15 protein-coding genes are annotated in these 14,487 nt (G+C 64.0%); 9 read left to right on the top strand and 6 right to left on the bottom strand.

Features of this window, described 5'->3' with window-relative positions; genetic code table 11:
• The 3 genes from GCN78_RS06760 (at position 1) to GCN78_RS06750 (ending at position 1,939) form a co-directional block, all read left to right on the top strand.
• Positions 1-876: an extracellular catalytic domain type 1 short-chain-length polyhydroxyalkanoate depolymerase gene (locus GCN78_RS06760; protein WP_152251014.1), complete on the top strand. Its 876-nt coding sequence runs from the start codon at positions 1-3 to the stop codon at positions 874-876.
• Between the two features lie 65 nt (positions 877-941).
• Positions 942-1,430 carry a hypothetical protein gene (locus tag GCN78_RS06755; RefSeq protein ID WP_152251013.1) on the top strand — a complete coding sequence of 163 codons (489 nt, stop codon included), beginning with the start codon at positions 942-944 and terminating at the stop codon, positions 1,428-1,430.
• Positions 1,427-1,939, top strand: a complete 513-nt coding sequence (locus tag GCN78_RS06750; protein WP_226939507.1) for a DUF1993 family protein — start codon at positions 1,427-1,429, stop codon at positions 1,937-1,939. Before GCN78_RS06755 ends, GCN78_RS06750 begins: the two co-directional genes overlap by 4 nt.
• 3 nt (positions 1,940-1,942) lie before the next feature.
• Here GCN78_RS06750 and GCN78_RS06745 read toward each other — a convergent pair whose 3' ends face one another.
• Genes GCN78_RS06745 through GCN78_RS06735 form a run of 3 tightly spaced genes read right to left on the bottom strand, consistent with a single transcriptional unit; the run spans position 1,943 to position 4,331 of the window.
• Positions 1,943-2,398, bottom strand: a complete 456-nt coding sequence (locus tag GCN78_RS06745; protein WP_152251012.1) for a hypothetical protein — start codon at positions 2,396-2,398, stop codon at positions 1,943-1,945.
• Entirely contained in the window at positions 2,395-3,372 is a 978-nt protein-coding gene (locus tag GCN78_RS06740) for a D-2-hydroxyacid dehydrogenase (RefSeq protein ID WP_152251011.1), read from the bottom strand. Before GCN78_RS06740 ends, GCN78_RS06745 begins: the two co-directional genes overlap by 4 nt.
• Positions 3,369-4,331: a LysR family transcriptional regulator gene (locus tag GCN78_RS06735; protein WP_152251010.1), complete on the bottom strand. Its 963-nt coding sequence runs from the start codon at positions 4,329-4,331 to the stop codon at positions 3,369-3,371. The genes GCN78_RS06740 and GCN78_RS06735 overlap by 4 nt, the downstream gene beginning before the upstream one ends.
• A gap of 190 nt (positions 4,332-4,521) precedes the next feature.
• On the opposite strand from GCN78_RS06735, the gene GCN78_RS29255 reads away from it, so the two are divergent.
• The 6 genes from GCN78_RS29255 (at position 4,522) to GCN78_RS06710 (ending at position 12,496) form a co-directional block, all read left to right on the top strand.
• Complete coding sequence (locus tag GCN78_RS29255; RefSeq protein WP_166446692.1) at positions 4,522-4,692, top strand: hypothetical protein; 171 nt, start codon at positions 4,522-4,524, stop codon at positions 4,690-4,692.
• A complete protein-coding gene (locus GCN78_RS06730) occupies positions 4,689-5,549 on the top strand; it encodes an alpha/beta hydrolase (protein WP_152251009.1) in 861 nt (286 codons plus the stop codon). The genes GCN78_RS29255 and GCN78_RS06730 overlap by 4 nt, the downstream gene beginning before the upstream one ends.
• Before the next feature lie 271 nt (positions 5,550-5,820).
• Entirely contained in the window at positions 5,821-7,065 is a 1,245-nt protein-coding gene (locus GCN78_RS06725; protein ID WP_152251008.1) for an efflux RND transporter periplasmic adaptor subunit, read from the top strand.
• A gap of 2 nt (positions 7,066-7,067) precedes the next feature.
• Positions 7,068-10,265 (top strand): efflux RND transporter permease subunit, encoded by a 3,198-nt coding sequence (locus GCN78_RS06720; RefSeq protein ID WP_152251007.1) that lies wholly within the window; start codon positions 7,068-7,070, stop codon positions 10,263-10,265.
• Between the two features lie 50 nt (positions 10,266-10,315).
• Complete coding sequence (locus GCN78_RS06715; RefSeq protein WP_152251148.1) at positions 10,316-11,761, top strand: efflux transporter outer membrane subunit; 1,446 nt, start codon at positions 10,316-10,318, stop codon at positions 11,759-11,761.
• 177 nt (positions 11,762-11,938) lie between these two features.
• Entirely contained in the window at positions 11,939-12,496 is a 558-nt protein-coding gene (locus GCN78_RS06710; RefSeq protein WP_226939506.1) for a fasciclin domain-containing protein, read from the top strand.
• 67 nt (positions 12,497-12,563) lie between these two features.
• On the opposite strand, the gene GCN78_RS06705 is transcribed toward GCN78_RS06710, so the two are convergent.
• From GCN78_RS06705 to GCN78_RS06695, 3 genes are all read right to left on the bottom strand, one after another.
• Positions 12,564-12,836: a cell envelope biogenesis protein TolA gene (locus GCN78_RS06705; protein ID WP_152251006.1), complete on the bottom strand. Its 273-nt coding sequence runs from the start codon at positions 12,834-12,836 to the stop codon at positions 12,564-12,566.
• A gap of 45 nt (positions 12,837-12,881) precedes the next feature.
• Complete coding sequence (locus tag GCN78_RS06700) at positions 12,882-13,232, bottom strand: hypothetical protein (RefSeq protein WP_152251005.1); 351 nt, start codon at positions 13,230-13,232, stop codon at positions 12,882-12,884.
• A 115-nt stretch (positions 13,233-13,347) separates the two neighbouring features.
• Positions 13,348-14,370 carry a serine hydrolase domain-containing protein gene (locus GCN78_RS06695; protein WP_152251004.1) on the bottom strand — a complete coding sequence of 341 codons (1,023 nt, stop codon included), beginning with the start codon at positions 14,368-14,370 and terminating at the stop codon, positions 13,348-13,350.
• Positions 14,371-14,487 lie beyond the last annotated feature (117 nt).

The raw sequence follows: 14,487 nt of genomic DNA, 5'->3' as shown, positions 1-14,487 counted from the left end.
ATGAAATTTCTGATCAGCCTGCTGGTGCTGGCCTGCACCAGCATCCCCGCGCTGGCGCAAGTGAGCAGCATTGTCCACAAGGACGAAAAGCGCCGCTACATCGTCTATACGCCGGCTGCCTATCAAAGCCAGCCGCAGCGAGCCTTTCCCGTCGTCTTCAATTTCCATGGGGGCGGCATGAGCATGGCGGAGCAAATGCTGTACACGCAGATGAACAAGACGGCCGAGCGGCACCAGTTCATCGTTGTGTATCCGCAAGGCATCAAGCAGGATTGGAACGTGGGTTTCGGCATGGATTACCTGGCGGGCACGGACGATGTCGGTTTTACGCAAGCCATGTTAAGTAAACTCAAGCAGGATTACCGCATCGATGAGCAGCGCGTGTATGCGACGGGCCTGTCGCGCGGCGGCTTCTTCGCCCTGCGACTGGCGGCGGAATTGCCCCAGCAGTTCGCCGCCGTCGCCTCGGTGGGCGCGCCCATGCCGGAACCGGTGCGGCAGCATCACCGGAAGACGGACAAGGTCGGCATGCTGCTGATACAGGGGACGGCCGACAAGGTGGTGCTGTTCGAGGGCAAGGCCGCCAGCTATCTGTCGGCCGAGGACACGTTCGGCTACTGGCGCAGGCACAACGGCATCGAAGGCGCCATGCCGCAGCCGCGCCAGATATCCGGCCCCGCTGGCGACGCCACGCAGGTGAGCTGGCTGGAACAGGGCGCCGGCGGTGCCAGCGTGGCCTTGCTGACCGTCAAGGAAGCCGGGCACACGTGGCCCGGCGCCGACGCTTTTAATGTTGGCCTGCCGATCGGCCAGACCACGCGCGCCATCGATGCGAATGAGGTCATCTGGGACTTTTTCAGCCGCCATCGGCGCTGACGCCATGCTAGGATGGCGGCCATCGCCGCAGTGCTATGCGGCAACTTGAGGGGAGCATGGTGGGAATGTCGGAAGCAGGTATCGCGGCCATGGCCGAGGCGATCTTCGCCAAGCCCGGCGCGGCCGTGGCGCAGGCGTATTCGGAGGTGGAACAGGACACGCTGCATTTTCACTCGGCGGCCGAGCTGTGCGCGTATGCGGTCAGGCTGGAGGCCGAAGGCGCCAGCGAGGTGCTCCTGGCCGTGCATTACCCGGACATGGCCGGGCACTTTTCCCCGCGCCGTATCGCGCTGGACCCGGCCCAGTGCGATGGCCGCACGTATCGTCATGTGTGCGAAGGCTGGGGCGTCATCCGCGTGTATCTGCGCCTGTCCGGCGGCAAGGGCCTGGCGTCGCACGTGGGCGTCAATTCGCAGAAGCGCGCGGAAAAATGGCAGCGCCATTACCCGGAATTCGGCCCGATCGATGCGTGGGACTGGGATGCCGTGGGACGCCATGAACGCCGGCTGATCCGCGTGCTGAAAAAGGTCGCCACCCAGGAGGGCTTGTCATGACGGACGCGATGCCGATCAACCCCGCCGCGATCTTTTGCCGCTCGCTGGCGCAGCTTGCCGCCATGCTCGATAAGACCGGTACCGCGCCGCAGCTGCTGGCGGCGCGCTTGCACCCGGACATGCTGCCGTTCGCCCAGCAAGTACGCGCGGCCGTGAGCTTTTCCCTGCGCGGCTGCTGCCCGCTGGCGGGGCTGGCCGTGGCCGATTTCAGCGGCGCCGCCAGCTTGCACGAGCAGATCGCGCAGACCATGCGCTACCTGCAAGCCATCCCCGCCGAGCATTTCGACGGGCCGCCAGACCGCATCTGCCGCGACCGCGCCGGCTTCGCCGACATCGCGCTGCCGGCCGACGAATATCTGAATTTGTATATTCTGCCGAATTTCTATTTTCACTTCAGCATGGCGTATGCGATCGCCCGCAGTGCCGGCGTGGCCATCGGCAAGGGCGATTTCGATGGCTATCATGCGTATGCGCCGGGGTTTTCATTCGAGACGCCGGCCGCGCTGTAAGAATTACAGCCCCGCATCCTTCCAGGAGGACAACCCCAGCCGCTTGAGCAGCCGGCCCGACAGCCCGCAACTCCAGCAACTGATCTGGATTTGCCGCTGCCGCGCCGGGTCCGCATGCCAGGCTTGCTCGGCGTAAGCGAGCAGGGCGTCGCTAAGGGTAGAGCTGTCGGCGACGGGCGGCAGGCGCGACATCAATTCAAGCACGCCGTGCGGCGTCTCCCTGATCTGCAGCAAACCGGCCAGCAGGGCGCGCAGCACGGCCCCGTCGATGTTGCTGCTCGCTTGCGTGAAACGCTGCTGCCAGGACAGATCGCGCTGTTGCCACAAGGCCAGCAGCGCGGGCACGTCGGCCGCTTGCAGCTGACCGATCAGCTCGTCCGCTTCGAGGAACAGGTCGAGGCGGTCGTATTCATCGTCGTCGCTGCGCAGCAGTGCATCGAGTGCGTGCAAGACGTTCATGCCACCACGTTCGTCGGCGCACCGCGTTCGAACGCTTCCACGTTGCCGATCAGGATGTCGGCCAGCTTTTGCATGGCCTCGCCGCTGGCCCAGGCCGTGTGCGGCGTGAGGATGAAGTTGGGCAGGCGCAAGTTCAACAGCGGGTTGTCGGGCAGCGGCGGCTCCTTGGAGAGCACGTCGAAGCCGGCGCCGGCGACCACGCCACGGGTCAAGGCGTCGGCCAGCGCCGCCTCGTCGACGAGGCCGCCCCGCGCCGTGTTGATCAATAGCGAGGTCGGCTGCATGCGTGCCAATTCCTTTGCTCCGATGATGTTGCGCGTCTTGTCCGTCAGCGGCAGGTGCAGGCTCAGCACGTCGGAACTGGCCAGCAGCTCGTCGAACGTCACTGGCGTGACGCCCTCGTCATCGATGGGCGAACGGTTGTGCACGATGACTTGCATGCCGAAGGCGCGCCCCAGCTGGGCCACGGACTTGCCCAGCGCGCCGTAGCCGAGCAAGCCCAAACGGCTGCCGGCCAGGTCGCGGATCGGGTGGCCGAACAGGCAGAAGCGGTCGGACGCCTGCCACAGTCCCGCTTCCACGTCCGCGCGATAGGCGACCAGCTGGCGGCGCAGGGCCAGCATCAGGGCCAGCGTGTGCTCGGGCACGGTGGCGCGCGCATAGTCGCGGATATTCGCCACGACGATGCCCCGTTCGCGGCAGGCGGCCAGGTCGAGGATATCCGTGCCGGTGGCGGCCACGGCGATCAGCCGGAGCTGGGGCAGCTGCGCCAGCTCGGCCGCGCGCAGCGGCACCTTGTTCGTGATGGCGATCGTGGCGCCTTGCAGGCGCGACACCGTCTGCTCGCTGCCCTTGGTGTGCGGAAATTCTTCCCAGCTATGTGCGAAGGCGGGCGGGCGCACGCTGGCGATCAGGCTGTCGCGGTCGAGAAAGACGATGCGGTGCGGGTGCGGCGATGTGCTTGCTGCTGTCATGGCTGGGCCTCGGTCAGGGTGGCGCGCGCGCTGGGCAAGCTGCTCTTGCCCTTCAGCTGCGTGGCCGGGTGGTTGGTAAACATGTCGGCGACCCATTCGACGAACACGCGCACCTTGGCGGACAAATGGCGGTTGGGCGGATAGATCACGTGGATGGGCAGCGGGTCGGATTCCCATTCATCGAGCAATTCCACCATTTTGCCCTGTTCCATCAGCGGCGCAAGCATGAAATGCGTCATTTGCACGATGCCCAGGCCCGCCAGACCGGCGGCGGCGTAGGCGTTCGAGTCGTTCAGGGCGATATGGCTGGGCATGGACATCTGGATGCGTTCGCCGGCGCGCGTGAAATCCCACTCGAACGTTTTACCGGTCTTGGCTGAGAAAAAATTCACGCCGCGGTGCTGCGCCAGGTCGCTAGGGTGCAGCGGCGTGCCGTAACGGGCCAGGTAGCCGGGCGAGGCGCAGGTGATGAAATGCAATACGCCGACCCGGCGCGCGATCAGGTTCAGGTCGCCCAATTCTCCGCCGCGCACGGCGCAATCGACGCCTTCCTCGATCAGGTCGACGGGGCGGTCGCTGCAGCCCAGTTCCAGCGAGATGTCCGGGTAGCGGGCGAAAAAGTCGGGCAGGGCGGGAATGAGCAATTCGCTGGCCAGCGCCGTGGGCGCATCCACGCGCAGCCGTCCGCTGGGGCTCAAGCGCGTGCGCGACAGCGATTCCTCGGCCTCGCGCACATCGGACAGGATGCGCACGCAGCGCTCGTAATACGCGGCGCCGTCGGCGGTGATGCTGACGTGGCGTGTGGTGCGGTTGAGCAACTTAACCGACAGGCTCGCTTCCAGCGACTGGATCAGGGTCGACACGGTGGCTTTTGGCAACTGCATGTTTTCCGCCGCGCGCGTAAAGCCGCCCGCATCGACGACTTGGATGAAAACTTCCATGGCTTGCAGCTTGTTCACTTGATTTCCTATCATGTTACGCTCGATTATTCAGAATCCTGAACAATCAATTCGTCATTGCACTCTTTATCAGATTGTAGATCAAGTCTATAGTTGTTGTACTGCAGCATAAATGTGATGCCGCAGGAAGTACAACAGGAGAAAAATCATGGGTCATCGGAATGGAATCTTTGCAGTGCTTGCTCTCGCTATGAGCTCGCTCGCTCTGGCCGCGATGGTATCGACGGATGCATACTCGATGGCGGCGCAAAGCGAAGCGAGCGGGTATAGCGCCCTGACCCATGAAGTAGGCGGCGGCGTCCTGTTGTGCCTGAACGACACGGTGCTCGATGTGGCGGTGCAGCCGGTGGTGGCGCAATGAGCGTTGCCGACACCGCCGTCGAACTGGCACCTGGCCAGGCGCTGAAGATACGCGACATTGAAGTGCAGGGCGCGCAGGATGCGCTGGCCGCGCGCGTCTACACGGCCGGCGTGCCGGGCGCCAAACAACCCAGCCTGATCGTCTTCTTCCATGGCGGCGGCTTTGTCGGCGGCGACCTCGACGACGCGGACGACTTCCTGCGCTGCCTCGTGCTGAGCAACCCCGACCATGTGGTGCTGGCCTCGAACTACACCTTGGCGAAGGTGCGCCCATTCCCCGCCGCCGTGGAAGACGCGCATGCCGTGCTGCTGTGGGCAAAAAAGAACAAGTCCAAGCTGGGCTGGAGCGGCAAGCAGATGGTGGTGTCGGGCATCGAAGCGGGCGCCAACCTGGCCGCCGTATGCGCCATGATGTCGCGCGACCGGGGCGGACCGCCCCTCGCGGGCCAGGTGCTGATCATGCCCATGCTCGACCCCGGCCTGTCGACGTGTTCGATGCGCCACTTGCCGACCTGTCCTGACCTGGCGGAAGTGGCCGATCAATGCGCCGCCGCCTATCGTGGCTACCTGCCGAATGCCGCTGACCGTACCCATCCGTATGCGTCGCCATTGCAGTCGAGCCGTTTGAAGAACCTGCCGCCAGCCTTGATCTTGTCCAGCGAAGACGACCCATTGCGCGACGAGGCTGAACAATACGGCAGCAAACTGATCGCCTGCGGCATCAAGACCACCGTGCGGCGCATGGCCGCCGCGCCGCTGCAAGACGCGACCGCACGCAATGAGTGTGCCTGCAAGGTGCAGGTATTGAGCGAAATTAGCAGTTTCGTCGCCGGACTGGGGCAGGCGCCCGAGTCATGACGCCGCCATTCGCGGCACCATAAAAAAACTTACACTAATCAGTTTACTTTTTGAGTTTCGGTTGCTACACTACGCAGTGTAGTTCCCTTCCTGTCTGCGTTGTGCGTTCGCACAGCCAGCTTCGTCGTCCCCGTCCGCTTTCAAGCAGCTGGCGGCCTGTTTACCTTTGATCGAGCGCCGTCGGGCGCCATGGCACCACCTTTCACTTTTTCAGTTGGGTTGCTTTCTGCCGCCCATACCATTAGAAATTTTCATAAAACAGGGAAATAAAATGAAAAACGTTCAACAATTTTCCACTCTGCTGAAGCCCCTGGCTGCCTCGCTCGCGCTGGCAGGACTGGTGGCCGTGAGCCTGGCCGGCTGCGATTCGGCCAACAGCAAGGTGCCCGACGCGCCCGCGGCCGGCGGCCCGCCCATCTCGGCCGCGGCCGTGGTGGAAAAACAGATCACGGAAACGCAGGAATTTTCGGGTCGCCTGGAAGCGATCGAGCGCGTGGAAATCCGCTCGCGCGTCGGCGGCTTCATCACGGCCGTCAACTTCAAGCCGGGCAGCGAAGTGAAAAAGGGCGATGTGCTGTTCGTCATCGATCCGCGCCCATTCCAGGCCGAAGTGTCGCGCGCCGAAGGCACGGCCGCCTCGGCCCGCGCCAAGGCGGAACTGGCCAAGCTGGAACTGTCGCGCGCTGAAAAGCTGCTGGCTGAAAAAGCCATCGCCCAGCGCGAATTCGATGAAAAGGCCTCGGGCCTGAAAGAGCTGGACGCGAACGCCCGCTCGGCGCAAGCCGCGTATGAAGCGGCCAGGCTGAACCTGTCGTACACGCAGGTGCAGGCACCGATCAGCGGCCGCGTCAGCAAGGCGGAAATCACCGTCGGCAACCTGATCGACGCTTCCGCCATCCTCACTTCGGTGGTGTCGACGGACCGCATCTACGCCAGCTTCGACGGCGATGAAGATACCTACCTGCGCGTGGCCGGCACGGCGCAAAAGGGCACGCCCGTCACCGTCAAGGTGGGCCTGGCCAATGAAACGGGCTTCCCGCACGAAGGCAAGCTGGAATTCGTCGACAACCAGCTCGACCCGGCCACGGGCAGCGTGCGCATGCGCGCCACCTTCGCCAACGCCGAGCGCCAGCTGGTGCCCGGCCTGTTCGCGCGCATCCAGCTCGACGGCGGCAATGGCCCGCACGCGCAAAGCACGGCGCTGTTGATCTCCGACCGCGCCGTCGGCACGGATCAAAGCCGCAAGTTCGTCTACGTGGTGGGCGCAGACAACAAGGCCGAATACCGCGCCGTCAAGCTGGGCCCGAATTCGGACGGCTTGCGCGTGGTGCGCGAAGGCTTGAAGGCGGGCGAAAAGATCGTCGTCAACGGCTTGCAGCGCGTGCGCCCCGGCGCGCCCGTGACGCCGCAGATGGTGGCCATGGATTTCGACCCGACCGCGCCGGTCGCTCCCGCAAAACCTGAAGCAAAAGACGCCAAGATCGCCGCGAAAGCAGCATCGACTTCCAAGGAATAAACATGAATTTTTCCCGCTTTTTCATCGACAAGCCGATTTTCGCGGCGGTGCTGTCGATCGTCATATTCGTGGCCGGGCTGCTGTCGATATTCGGCTTGCCCATCTCCGAGTATCCGGACGTCGTGCCGCCATCCGTGGTGGTGCGCGCGCAGTACCCGGGCGCCAACCCGAAAGTGATCGCCGAAACCGTGGCCGCGCCGCTCGAAGAGCAGATCAACGGCGTCGAGAACATGCTTTACATGTCCTCGCAAAACACGTCCGACGGCGCGATGATGCTGACCGTGACCTTCAAGATCGGCACCAACGTCGAGCAGGCCGAGACGCAGGTGCAGAACCGCGTGCAGCGCGCCTTGCCGCGCCTGCCCGAGGAAGTGCGCCAGATCGGCGTGACGACCGTCAAGTCCTCGCCGAATCTGACCATGGTGGTGCACCTGGTGTCGCCCAACAAGCGCTATGACGACATGTACCTGCGTAACTACGCGGTGCTGAACGTCAAGGATCAACTGGCCCGTTTGCCCGGCATGGGCGACATCCAGATCTTCGGCGCCGGCGACTATGCCATGCGCATCTGGCTCGACCCGCAAAAAGTGGCGGCGCGCGGCATGACGGCCAATGATGTCGTCGACGCCATCCGCGAGCAGAACGTGCAGGTGGCCGCAGGTGTCATCGGCGCCTCGCCAGCGAAGAACTCGGACTTCCAGCTGACCGTCAATACCCAGGGCCGTCTGCAGACGCCCGAGGAATTCGGCGCCATCATCGTGCGCACGAATGCCGACGGCGCGATCACGCACCTGAAGGACGTGGCGCGCGTGGAAATGGGCGCCAACAGCTACTCGCTGCGTTCGCTGCTGAACAATAATCCTGCCGTCGGCATGGGTATTTTCGAGGCGCCCAACGCCAACGCGCTGCAATTGTCGTCCGACGTGCGCGCCAAGATGGACGAACTGAAAAAAGACTTCCCGCAAGGCGTGGAATACCGCATCGAGTACGACCCGACGCAGTTCGTGCGTTCGTCCATCGAAGCCGTGATCCATACCCTGCTCGAAGCCATCGCTCTGGTGGTGCTGGTGGTGATCATCTTCCTGCAAACCTGGCGCGCATCGATCATTCCGCTCTTGGCCGTTCCCGTGTCGATCGTCGGTACCTTTGCCGTGATGCTGGGCTTTGGCTTCTCGATCAACACGCTGTCGCTGTTCGGCCTCGTGCTGGCCATCGGTATCGTCGTCGATGACGCCATCGTGGTGGTGGAAAACGTCGAGCGCAACATCGAGGAAGGCTTGTCGCCGCGCGACGCCACCATCCAGGCCATGAAAGAGGTGAGCGGTCCCATCGTCGCCATCGCCCTGGTGCTGTGCGCCGTGTTCGTGCCGATCGCCTTCGTGCCTGGCCTGTCGGGCGAGTTCTATCGCCAGTTCGCGCTGACCATCGCCATTTCGACCGTGATCTCCGCCTTCAGCTCGCTGACCCTGGCGCCAGCCCTGTCGGCCGCGCTGCTCAAACCGCACGATGCGCCGAAAGACGCGCTGACGCGCGGCATGGACATGGTCTTCGGCCGCTTCTTCGCCTGGTTCAACCGTTTCTTCGGCCGCGCCTCGCACCGCTACGAAGCGGGCGTGAAGGGTGTATTGGGCCGCAAGAGCGCTTCCCTGGGCGTGTATGCGCTGCTGGTCGTTGCCGCCATCTTCACCTTCAAGTCCGTGCCGGCCGGTTTCGTGCCAGCGCAGGACAAGCAATACCTGGTGGGCTTTGCGCAATTGCCTGACGCCGCCTCGCTGGACCGCACGGAAGATGTCGTGCGCCGCATGTCCGACGTGATCAAGTCGGTGCCAGGCGTCGAATCGACGATTGCCTTCCCCGGCCTGTCGATCAACGACTTCACCAATGCGCCGAATGCCGGCATCGTTTTCGCCACCCTGAAGCCGTTCGACGAACGCACCACCAAGGAATTGTCGGGCGGCGCCATCGCGGCCGAGATCAACAAGCGCCTGGGCGGCATCCAGGACGCCTTCATCATGGTCTTCCCGCCACCGCCGGTCAACGGCCTGGGCACCATCGGCGGCTTCAAGATGATGATCGAAGACCGTGGCAATCTCGGTTACGACGCGCTGTACAACGCCACCCAGGCACTGGCCGCGAAAGCGTACCAGACGCCGGAACTGGCAGGCGTGTTCTCGGGCTACCAGATCAACGTGCCGCAGCTGTTCGCCGACGTCGACCGCGTAAAGGCCAAGCAGATGGGGGTGCAGCTGCAAACGATTTACCAGACCTTGCAGATCAACCTCGGTTCGCTGTACGTGAATGACTTCAACCAGTTTGGCCGCACCTACCAGGTGCGCGTGCAGGCCGATGCCGCGTTCCGTTCGCATGCGCAGGATATCGCGCAGCTGAAGGTACGCAATGACAAGGGCGAGATGATCCCGCTGTCGTCACTGATGCGCGTCAAGGACAGCTATGGTCCTGACCGCGTGCAGCGCTACAACGCGTATGCCGCAGCCGATTTCAATGGCGGCGCCGCACCTGGCGTGTCGAGCGGCCAGGCGCAGGTCGCGCTGGAACGCATCGCCAAGGAAGTGCTGCCGCAGGGGATTTCGTATGAATGGACGGAGCTGACCTATCAGGACATCTTGTCCGGCAATACGATGATCTATGTCTTCCCGCTGTGCGTGCTGCTGGTGTTCCTGGTGCTGGCCGCCCAGTATGAAAGCTGGACCCTGCCGCTGGCCGTGATCCTGATCGTGCCGATGTCCATCCTCTGCGCCTTGCTGGGCGTGAAACTGACCGGCGGCGACAACAACGTGTTCACCCAGATCGCGCTGTTCGTGCTGGTGGGGCTGGCGTCGAAGAATGCGATCCTGATCGTGGAATTTGCCCGCGAGCTGGAAGAGCATGGCCGCACCGTCGTGCAAGCGGCGCTGGAAGCGTGCCGTCTGCGCCTGCGTCCGATTTTGATGACGTCGATCGCCTTCATCATGGGCGTGGTGCCTCTGGTGTTCTCGCACGGCGCCGGTTCGGAAATGCGCCATGCCATGGGCGTGGCGGTCTTCGCCGGCATGCTGGGCGTGACCTTCTTCGGCCTGTTCCTGACGCCCGTGTTCTACGTACTGCTGCGCACCCTGGCGCAGCGTTTTGAGAAAAAACCAGCCGCCGCTGCCGCCAAGCCTGTCGCGCCAGCGCTGGACCTGGAAGGAGATATATATTGAAAACCAACGCAACCACACGGGTAACCGTCCTGCGCACGGCCTTGACGGCCATGGCAGCTGCCGTGCTGCTGGCCGCCTGCGCGGCGCCCGAGTTCAAGCAGCCGCAGATCGACACGCCCACCGCGTTCAAGGAAGCGCAAACCTTGCCGGCCGTGCAAACGGCGGCCGACGGCACGCGCTGGAAGCAGGGCGTGCCAGCCGAGCGCCAGGCGCGCGGCGAATGGTGGCTGGCCTTTAATGATCCGGCTCTCACAAGCCTGATCAGCGAAGCCACGCAGGCGAACGCCAACCTGGCGGTGGCCGCCGCCCGCGTCAAGCAGGCGAGGGCGATTGCCGGCATCGCCGAAGCGGACCGCATCCCGCAAGTGGGCGTGAACGTGGGCGGCCAGCGCAACCGCGCTTCCGCCGTGTCGCTCGGCTTGCCGAACGGTGCGCCGGTGGCGGCGACCAACGTCTACCAGGCGAATCTGACGGCCAGCTACGAAGTCGACCTGTTCGGCCGCGTGGCGGCTAACGTCAGCGCCTCGCGCAGCGATGCGCTGGCCGTGGAGGCGACCTATCGCTCGGTGCTGCTGTCCTTGCAGGCCGACGTGGCGCAGACCTACTTCCAGCTGCGCGCCACGGACGCCGAACTGGCGACCCTGGAGCAGACGGTGCGCCTGCGCGAAGAAAGCGTGCATGTGAACCAGCGTCGCTATGACCTGGGCGACATCGGCGAATTCGATTTATCGCGTGCCCGCACGGAGCTGTCGACGGTGCGCGCCGAAGCCATCGGCCTGCAGCGCCAGCGGGCCACCAGCGAACATGCGTTGGCCGTCCTGCTGGGCAAACCGGCCGCCAGCTTCACGGCGACCGTCAACCCGCTGCAGGACAGCGGCTTCCTGCCCGTGATCCCGGCCGGCATGCCGTCGTCCCTGCTGGAGCGCCGTCCCGACATCGCCTCGGCGCAGCGCACCATGGAAGCGTCGAATGCGCGCATCGGCGTGGCCAAATCGGCCATGTTTCCGGCGCTGACCCTGAACGCCTCCGGCGGCGGCGCGTCCGACACCTTCTCGGACATCTTCAAGTGGAGCAGCCGCTCCTGGCTGCTGGGCGCCCTGATGTCGATGCCCATCATCGACGGCGGACGCAACAAGGCGGCCGTGAGCCGCAGCGAAGCGCAACTGGAAGAGTCGGTGGCGACGTATCGCCAGAGCGTGCTGGTGGCCTTCGCCGAGGTGGAAGACAACCTGGCCGGCCTGCGCATCCTGTCGGGCCAGACGCAGCAGATCGACGAAGCCGTCGTCTCGGCGCGCCGCTCGGCCGACCTGGCGCAAAAGCTGTACGACGCGGGCCGTTCCAGCTACCTGGACTTGCTCGACGCGCAGCGCAACCTGGCGGCCATCGAGCGCAACGCCGTGCAATTGCGCGGCAACCGCGCCGTCACCACGGTGGCGCTGATCCGCGCCCTGGGCGGCGGCTGGGGCGAAACGGAACCGCAAGTGGCGGCCAACTAGTTTCCCGGCACCGCGGGCTGGAGCATTCCGGCCCGCGGCAAGGGATGCATATCAGGAACGGTGTCGTGCGCTTGCACGGCGCCGTTTTTTTTGTTTTAGTCAGTTGAATCCGTTTGCCGACAGGCCGCGTAAATACTCCTGCAATCACGCAAACGCAGTCATCCAGGAGATATCACCATGCGCACCATCGTTCCCGCAGCTCTGTTCATCACCTCCATGCTGGCCGCCAGCAGCCCCTTTGCCGCCGACATGACGACCATGGTGGGTGGCCAGAGCATGTATCCATCCAAGGACATCGTCGATAACGCCGTCAATTCGGCCGACCACACGACCCTGGTGGCCGCCGTCAAGGCGGCCGGCCTGGTCGATACGCTGAAAGGCAAGGGGCCGTTCACCGTGTTCGCGCCGACGAATGCGGCCTTCGGCAAGCTGCCCGCCGGCACCGTCGACACCCTGGTCAAGCCGGAAAACAAGGCGACCTTGACGAAAATCCTCACTTACCACGTGGTGCCCGGCAAATACGACTTCAAGGCGCTGGCCAGGGAAATTAAGATGCACGACGGTAAAGCCAGCTTGCCCACGGCCAGCGGGGGCAAGTTGATGTTCGCCATGAATGGCATGCACAACATCGTCGTGATGGATGAGGGCGGCAACAGTGCCAACATCAGCACCTATGACGTGTACCAGTCGAATGGCGTGATCAACGTCGTCGACACGGTCTTGATGCCGAAATAAATGCACGAAAAAGCGGACGAAAAAAAAGACAGGGAAAACCCTGTCTTTTTGCTTGCTGCCGCCGTGATTACTTGGCTGGCGCTGCTGCCGGTGCGGAAGCTGCCGCTGCGGCCGGAGCTGCAGGCGTCGCAGGCGTTGCCGGTGCGGCTTTTTTCGCCTTGTGATGCTTGGCTTTCTTGTGCGTCGCTGGCTTGACGGCGGCCGCCGGCGCTTCGGCCTTGACGACAGGGGCGACGACAGGAATCGGCGCCACCGGTGCGACTGGTGCGACGGCTGGCGTCTGGGCGAAAGCGGCGGTGGCGAACAGGCTGGCGATCAGGGTGGCGATAACTTTTTTCATGATGAGATCCTTGGTGTATTGTCGGGTTGATGCAGTGTGAAGGAATTACTTCGCTGGCGCCGCTTCGGCGGTGGCCGATGCCAGCTTTTCGTCAGCCTTGGCCTTGGTTTTCTTGGCCTTGTGGTGTGCCTTGGCTTTCGTGGTGGTCGCTTCCGCTTTGGCGCTGGCGACGTCCGTTTTCGCGGCGACGACTGCTTTCGCTTCTTTCGCATCGGCCTTGACGACGGCTTGCGCTTCCTTGGCGTCCGCTTTTACGACGGCCTTGGTGTGGGCCGCTTCCACTTTGGCAGGTACCGAGGCTGCCGCGGTGGCATGCACTGCTGGAGCTGCTGGCGTTTGGGCGAAGGCTGCGGTAGCGAACAGGCCGGCGATCAGGGTAGCGATAACTTTTTTCATGGTGCAGTCCTCAGTGGTGGTTTGTCTGGTATGTCTGTTGGTGTCGGGATGATTCCCGTGTCACTGAGCATAAAACGCGCCCCGGAACCCATGCGTTGACGGTCATTACAAACGCTTACATCTGCGTGGCATCGGCGGCCAAAATGGCTTTCAGGATGTCTTCCGAGCGGCGCTGTCCATAAGCCTTGCCATACGCACTCGAGGCGATGCTGACCACCATGCGGCGCGCGGGTATCACGTAGATTTTGTTGCCGCCATTGCCCGAGGCGAAATGCACGACGATCTGTTGTCCGCCGATGTCCTGCGTCTTTGCGTACCAGAAATAGCCATAGCCGTCGGCGTAGCGGTCCACGGCGCCGATGGCCACGCGCGGCGCCAGCGCCGCTTGCAGCCAGGCGGCGTCGATCACCGTCTTGCCGTCAACTACGCCGGCGTCCAGCACCATCTGGCCGATCTTCGCCGTGTCGCGCGCGCGCAGCGACAGATTGCCCTGGCCTTTCGGGTGGTGTGCCACGTCGCGGCCCCAGCTCCAGCGCGTGATGCCCAGCGGCGCGAACAAGACCTTGGCGGCGTAGTCTTCCAGGTCGGCGCTGCTGGCGCTTTCCACCACGCGCCCGGCGATGTAGGAGCCCAGCGAGTTGTAGCGGTAGATGCCGCCCGGCTTTGTTGCTGCCGGCACGCCGCGCACGAAGGCGGCCGGGTCGGGCGCCGCATCGAGCTTGTCTTCATTGCCTGGCGACTGTTCGTCTTCATCGAAGGCGGCCAGGCCCGAACGCATGGTCAGCAAGTCGTCGAGCGCCACCATGCCCGCCGGGCTGCCAGCGACATCGGGCCAGTAGTCGCCCACCGTTTTTGTTACCGCCAGCTGGCCGCGCGCCACGGCGGCGCCCACCAGCAGCGCGGTGATGCTCTTGCCGGCCGAACGGATGTCGTGCAGGGTGTCGGCCGTCTCGCCGTTGTAATAGCGTTCGGCCACGATGGCCCCGTCGCGCAGCACGACGACGGCGCGCAAGTCGCCATGGCTGTCGCGGTCCTGGGATCGCAGGACTTGATCGAGGGTGGCGGGGGCGCTGTCCTGCGCCAGGACAGGGCAGGACAGGAAGAGGGCACTCAATAGTGAAAAGGACAGGCGGCGCATATGGGGCACTCCCTACGAGGGTCGGAGTACAAGTGTCGCTCATGTGCGCCGCCTTGTCGCGCGCCACGCAAAAAGGACAGCCGAAGCTGTCCCTGGTATTCGCAGTGGCCACGCTGG

Source organism: Janthinobacterium rivuli (assembly GCF_009208735.1).
GTDB lineage: Bacteria > Pseudomonadota > Gammaproteobacteria > Burkholderiales > Burkholderiaceae_D > Janthinobacterium.
Note: the sequence above shows the minus strand (reverse complement) of the source record. Positions and strands in the feature narration are given on the sequence as shown.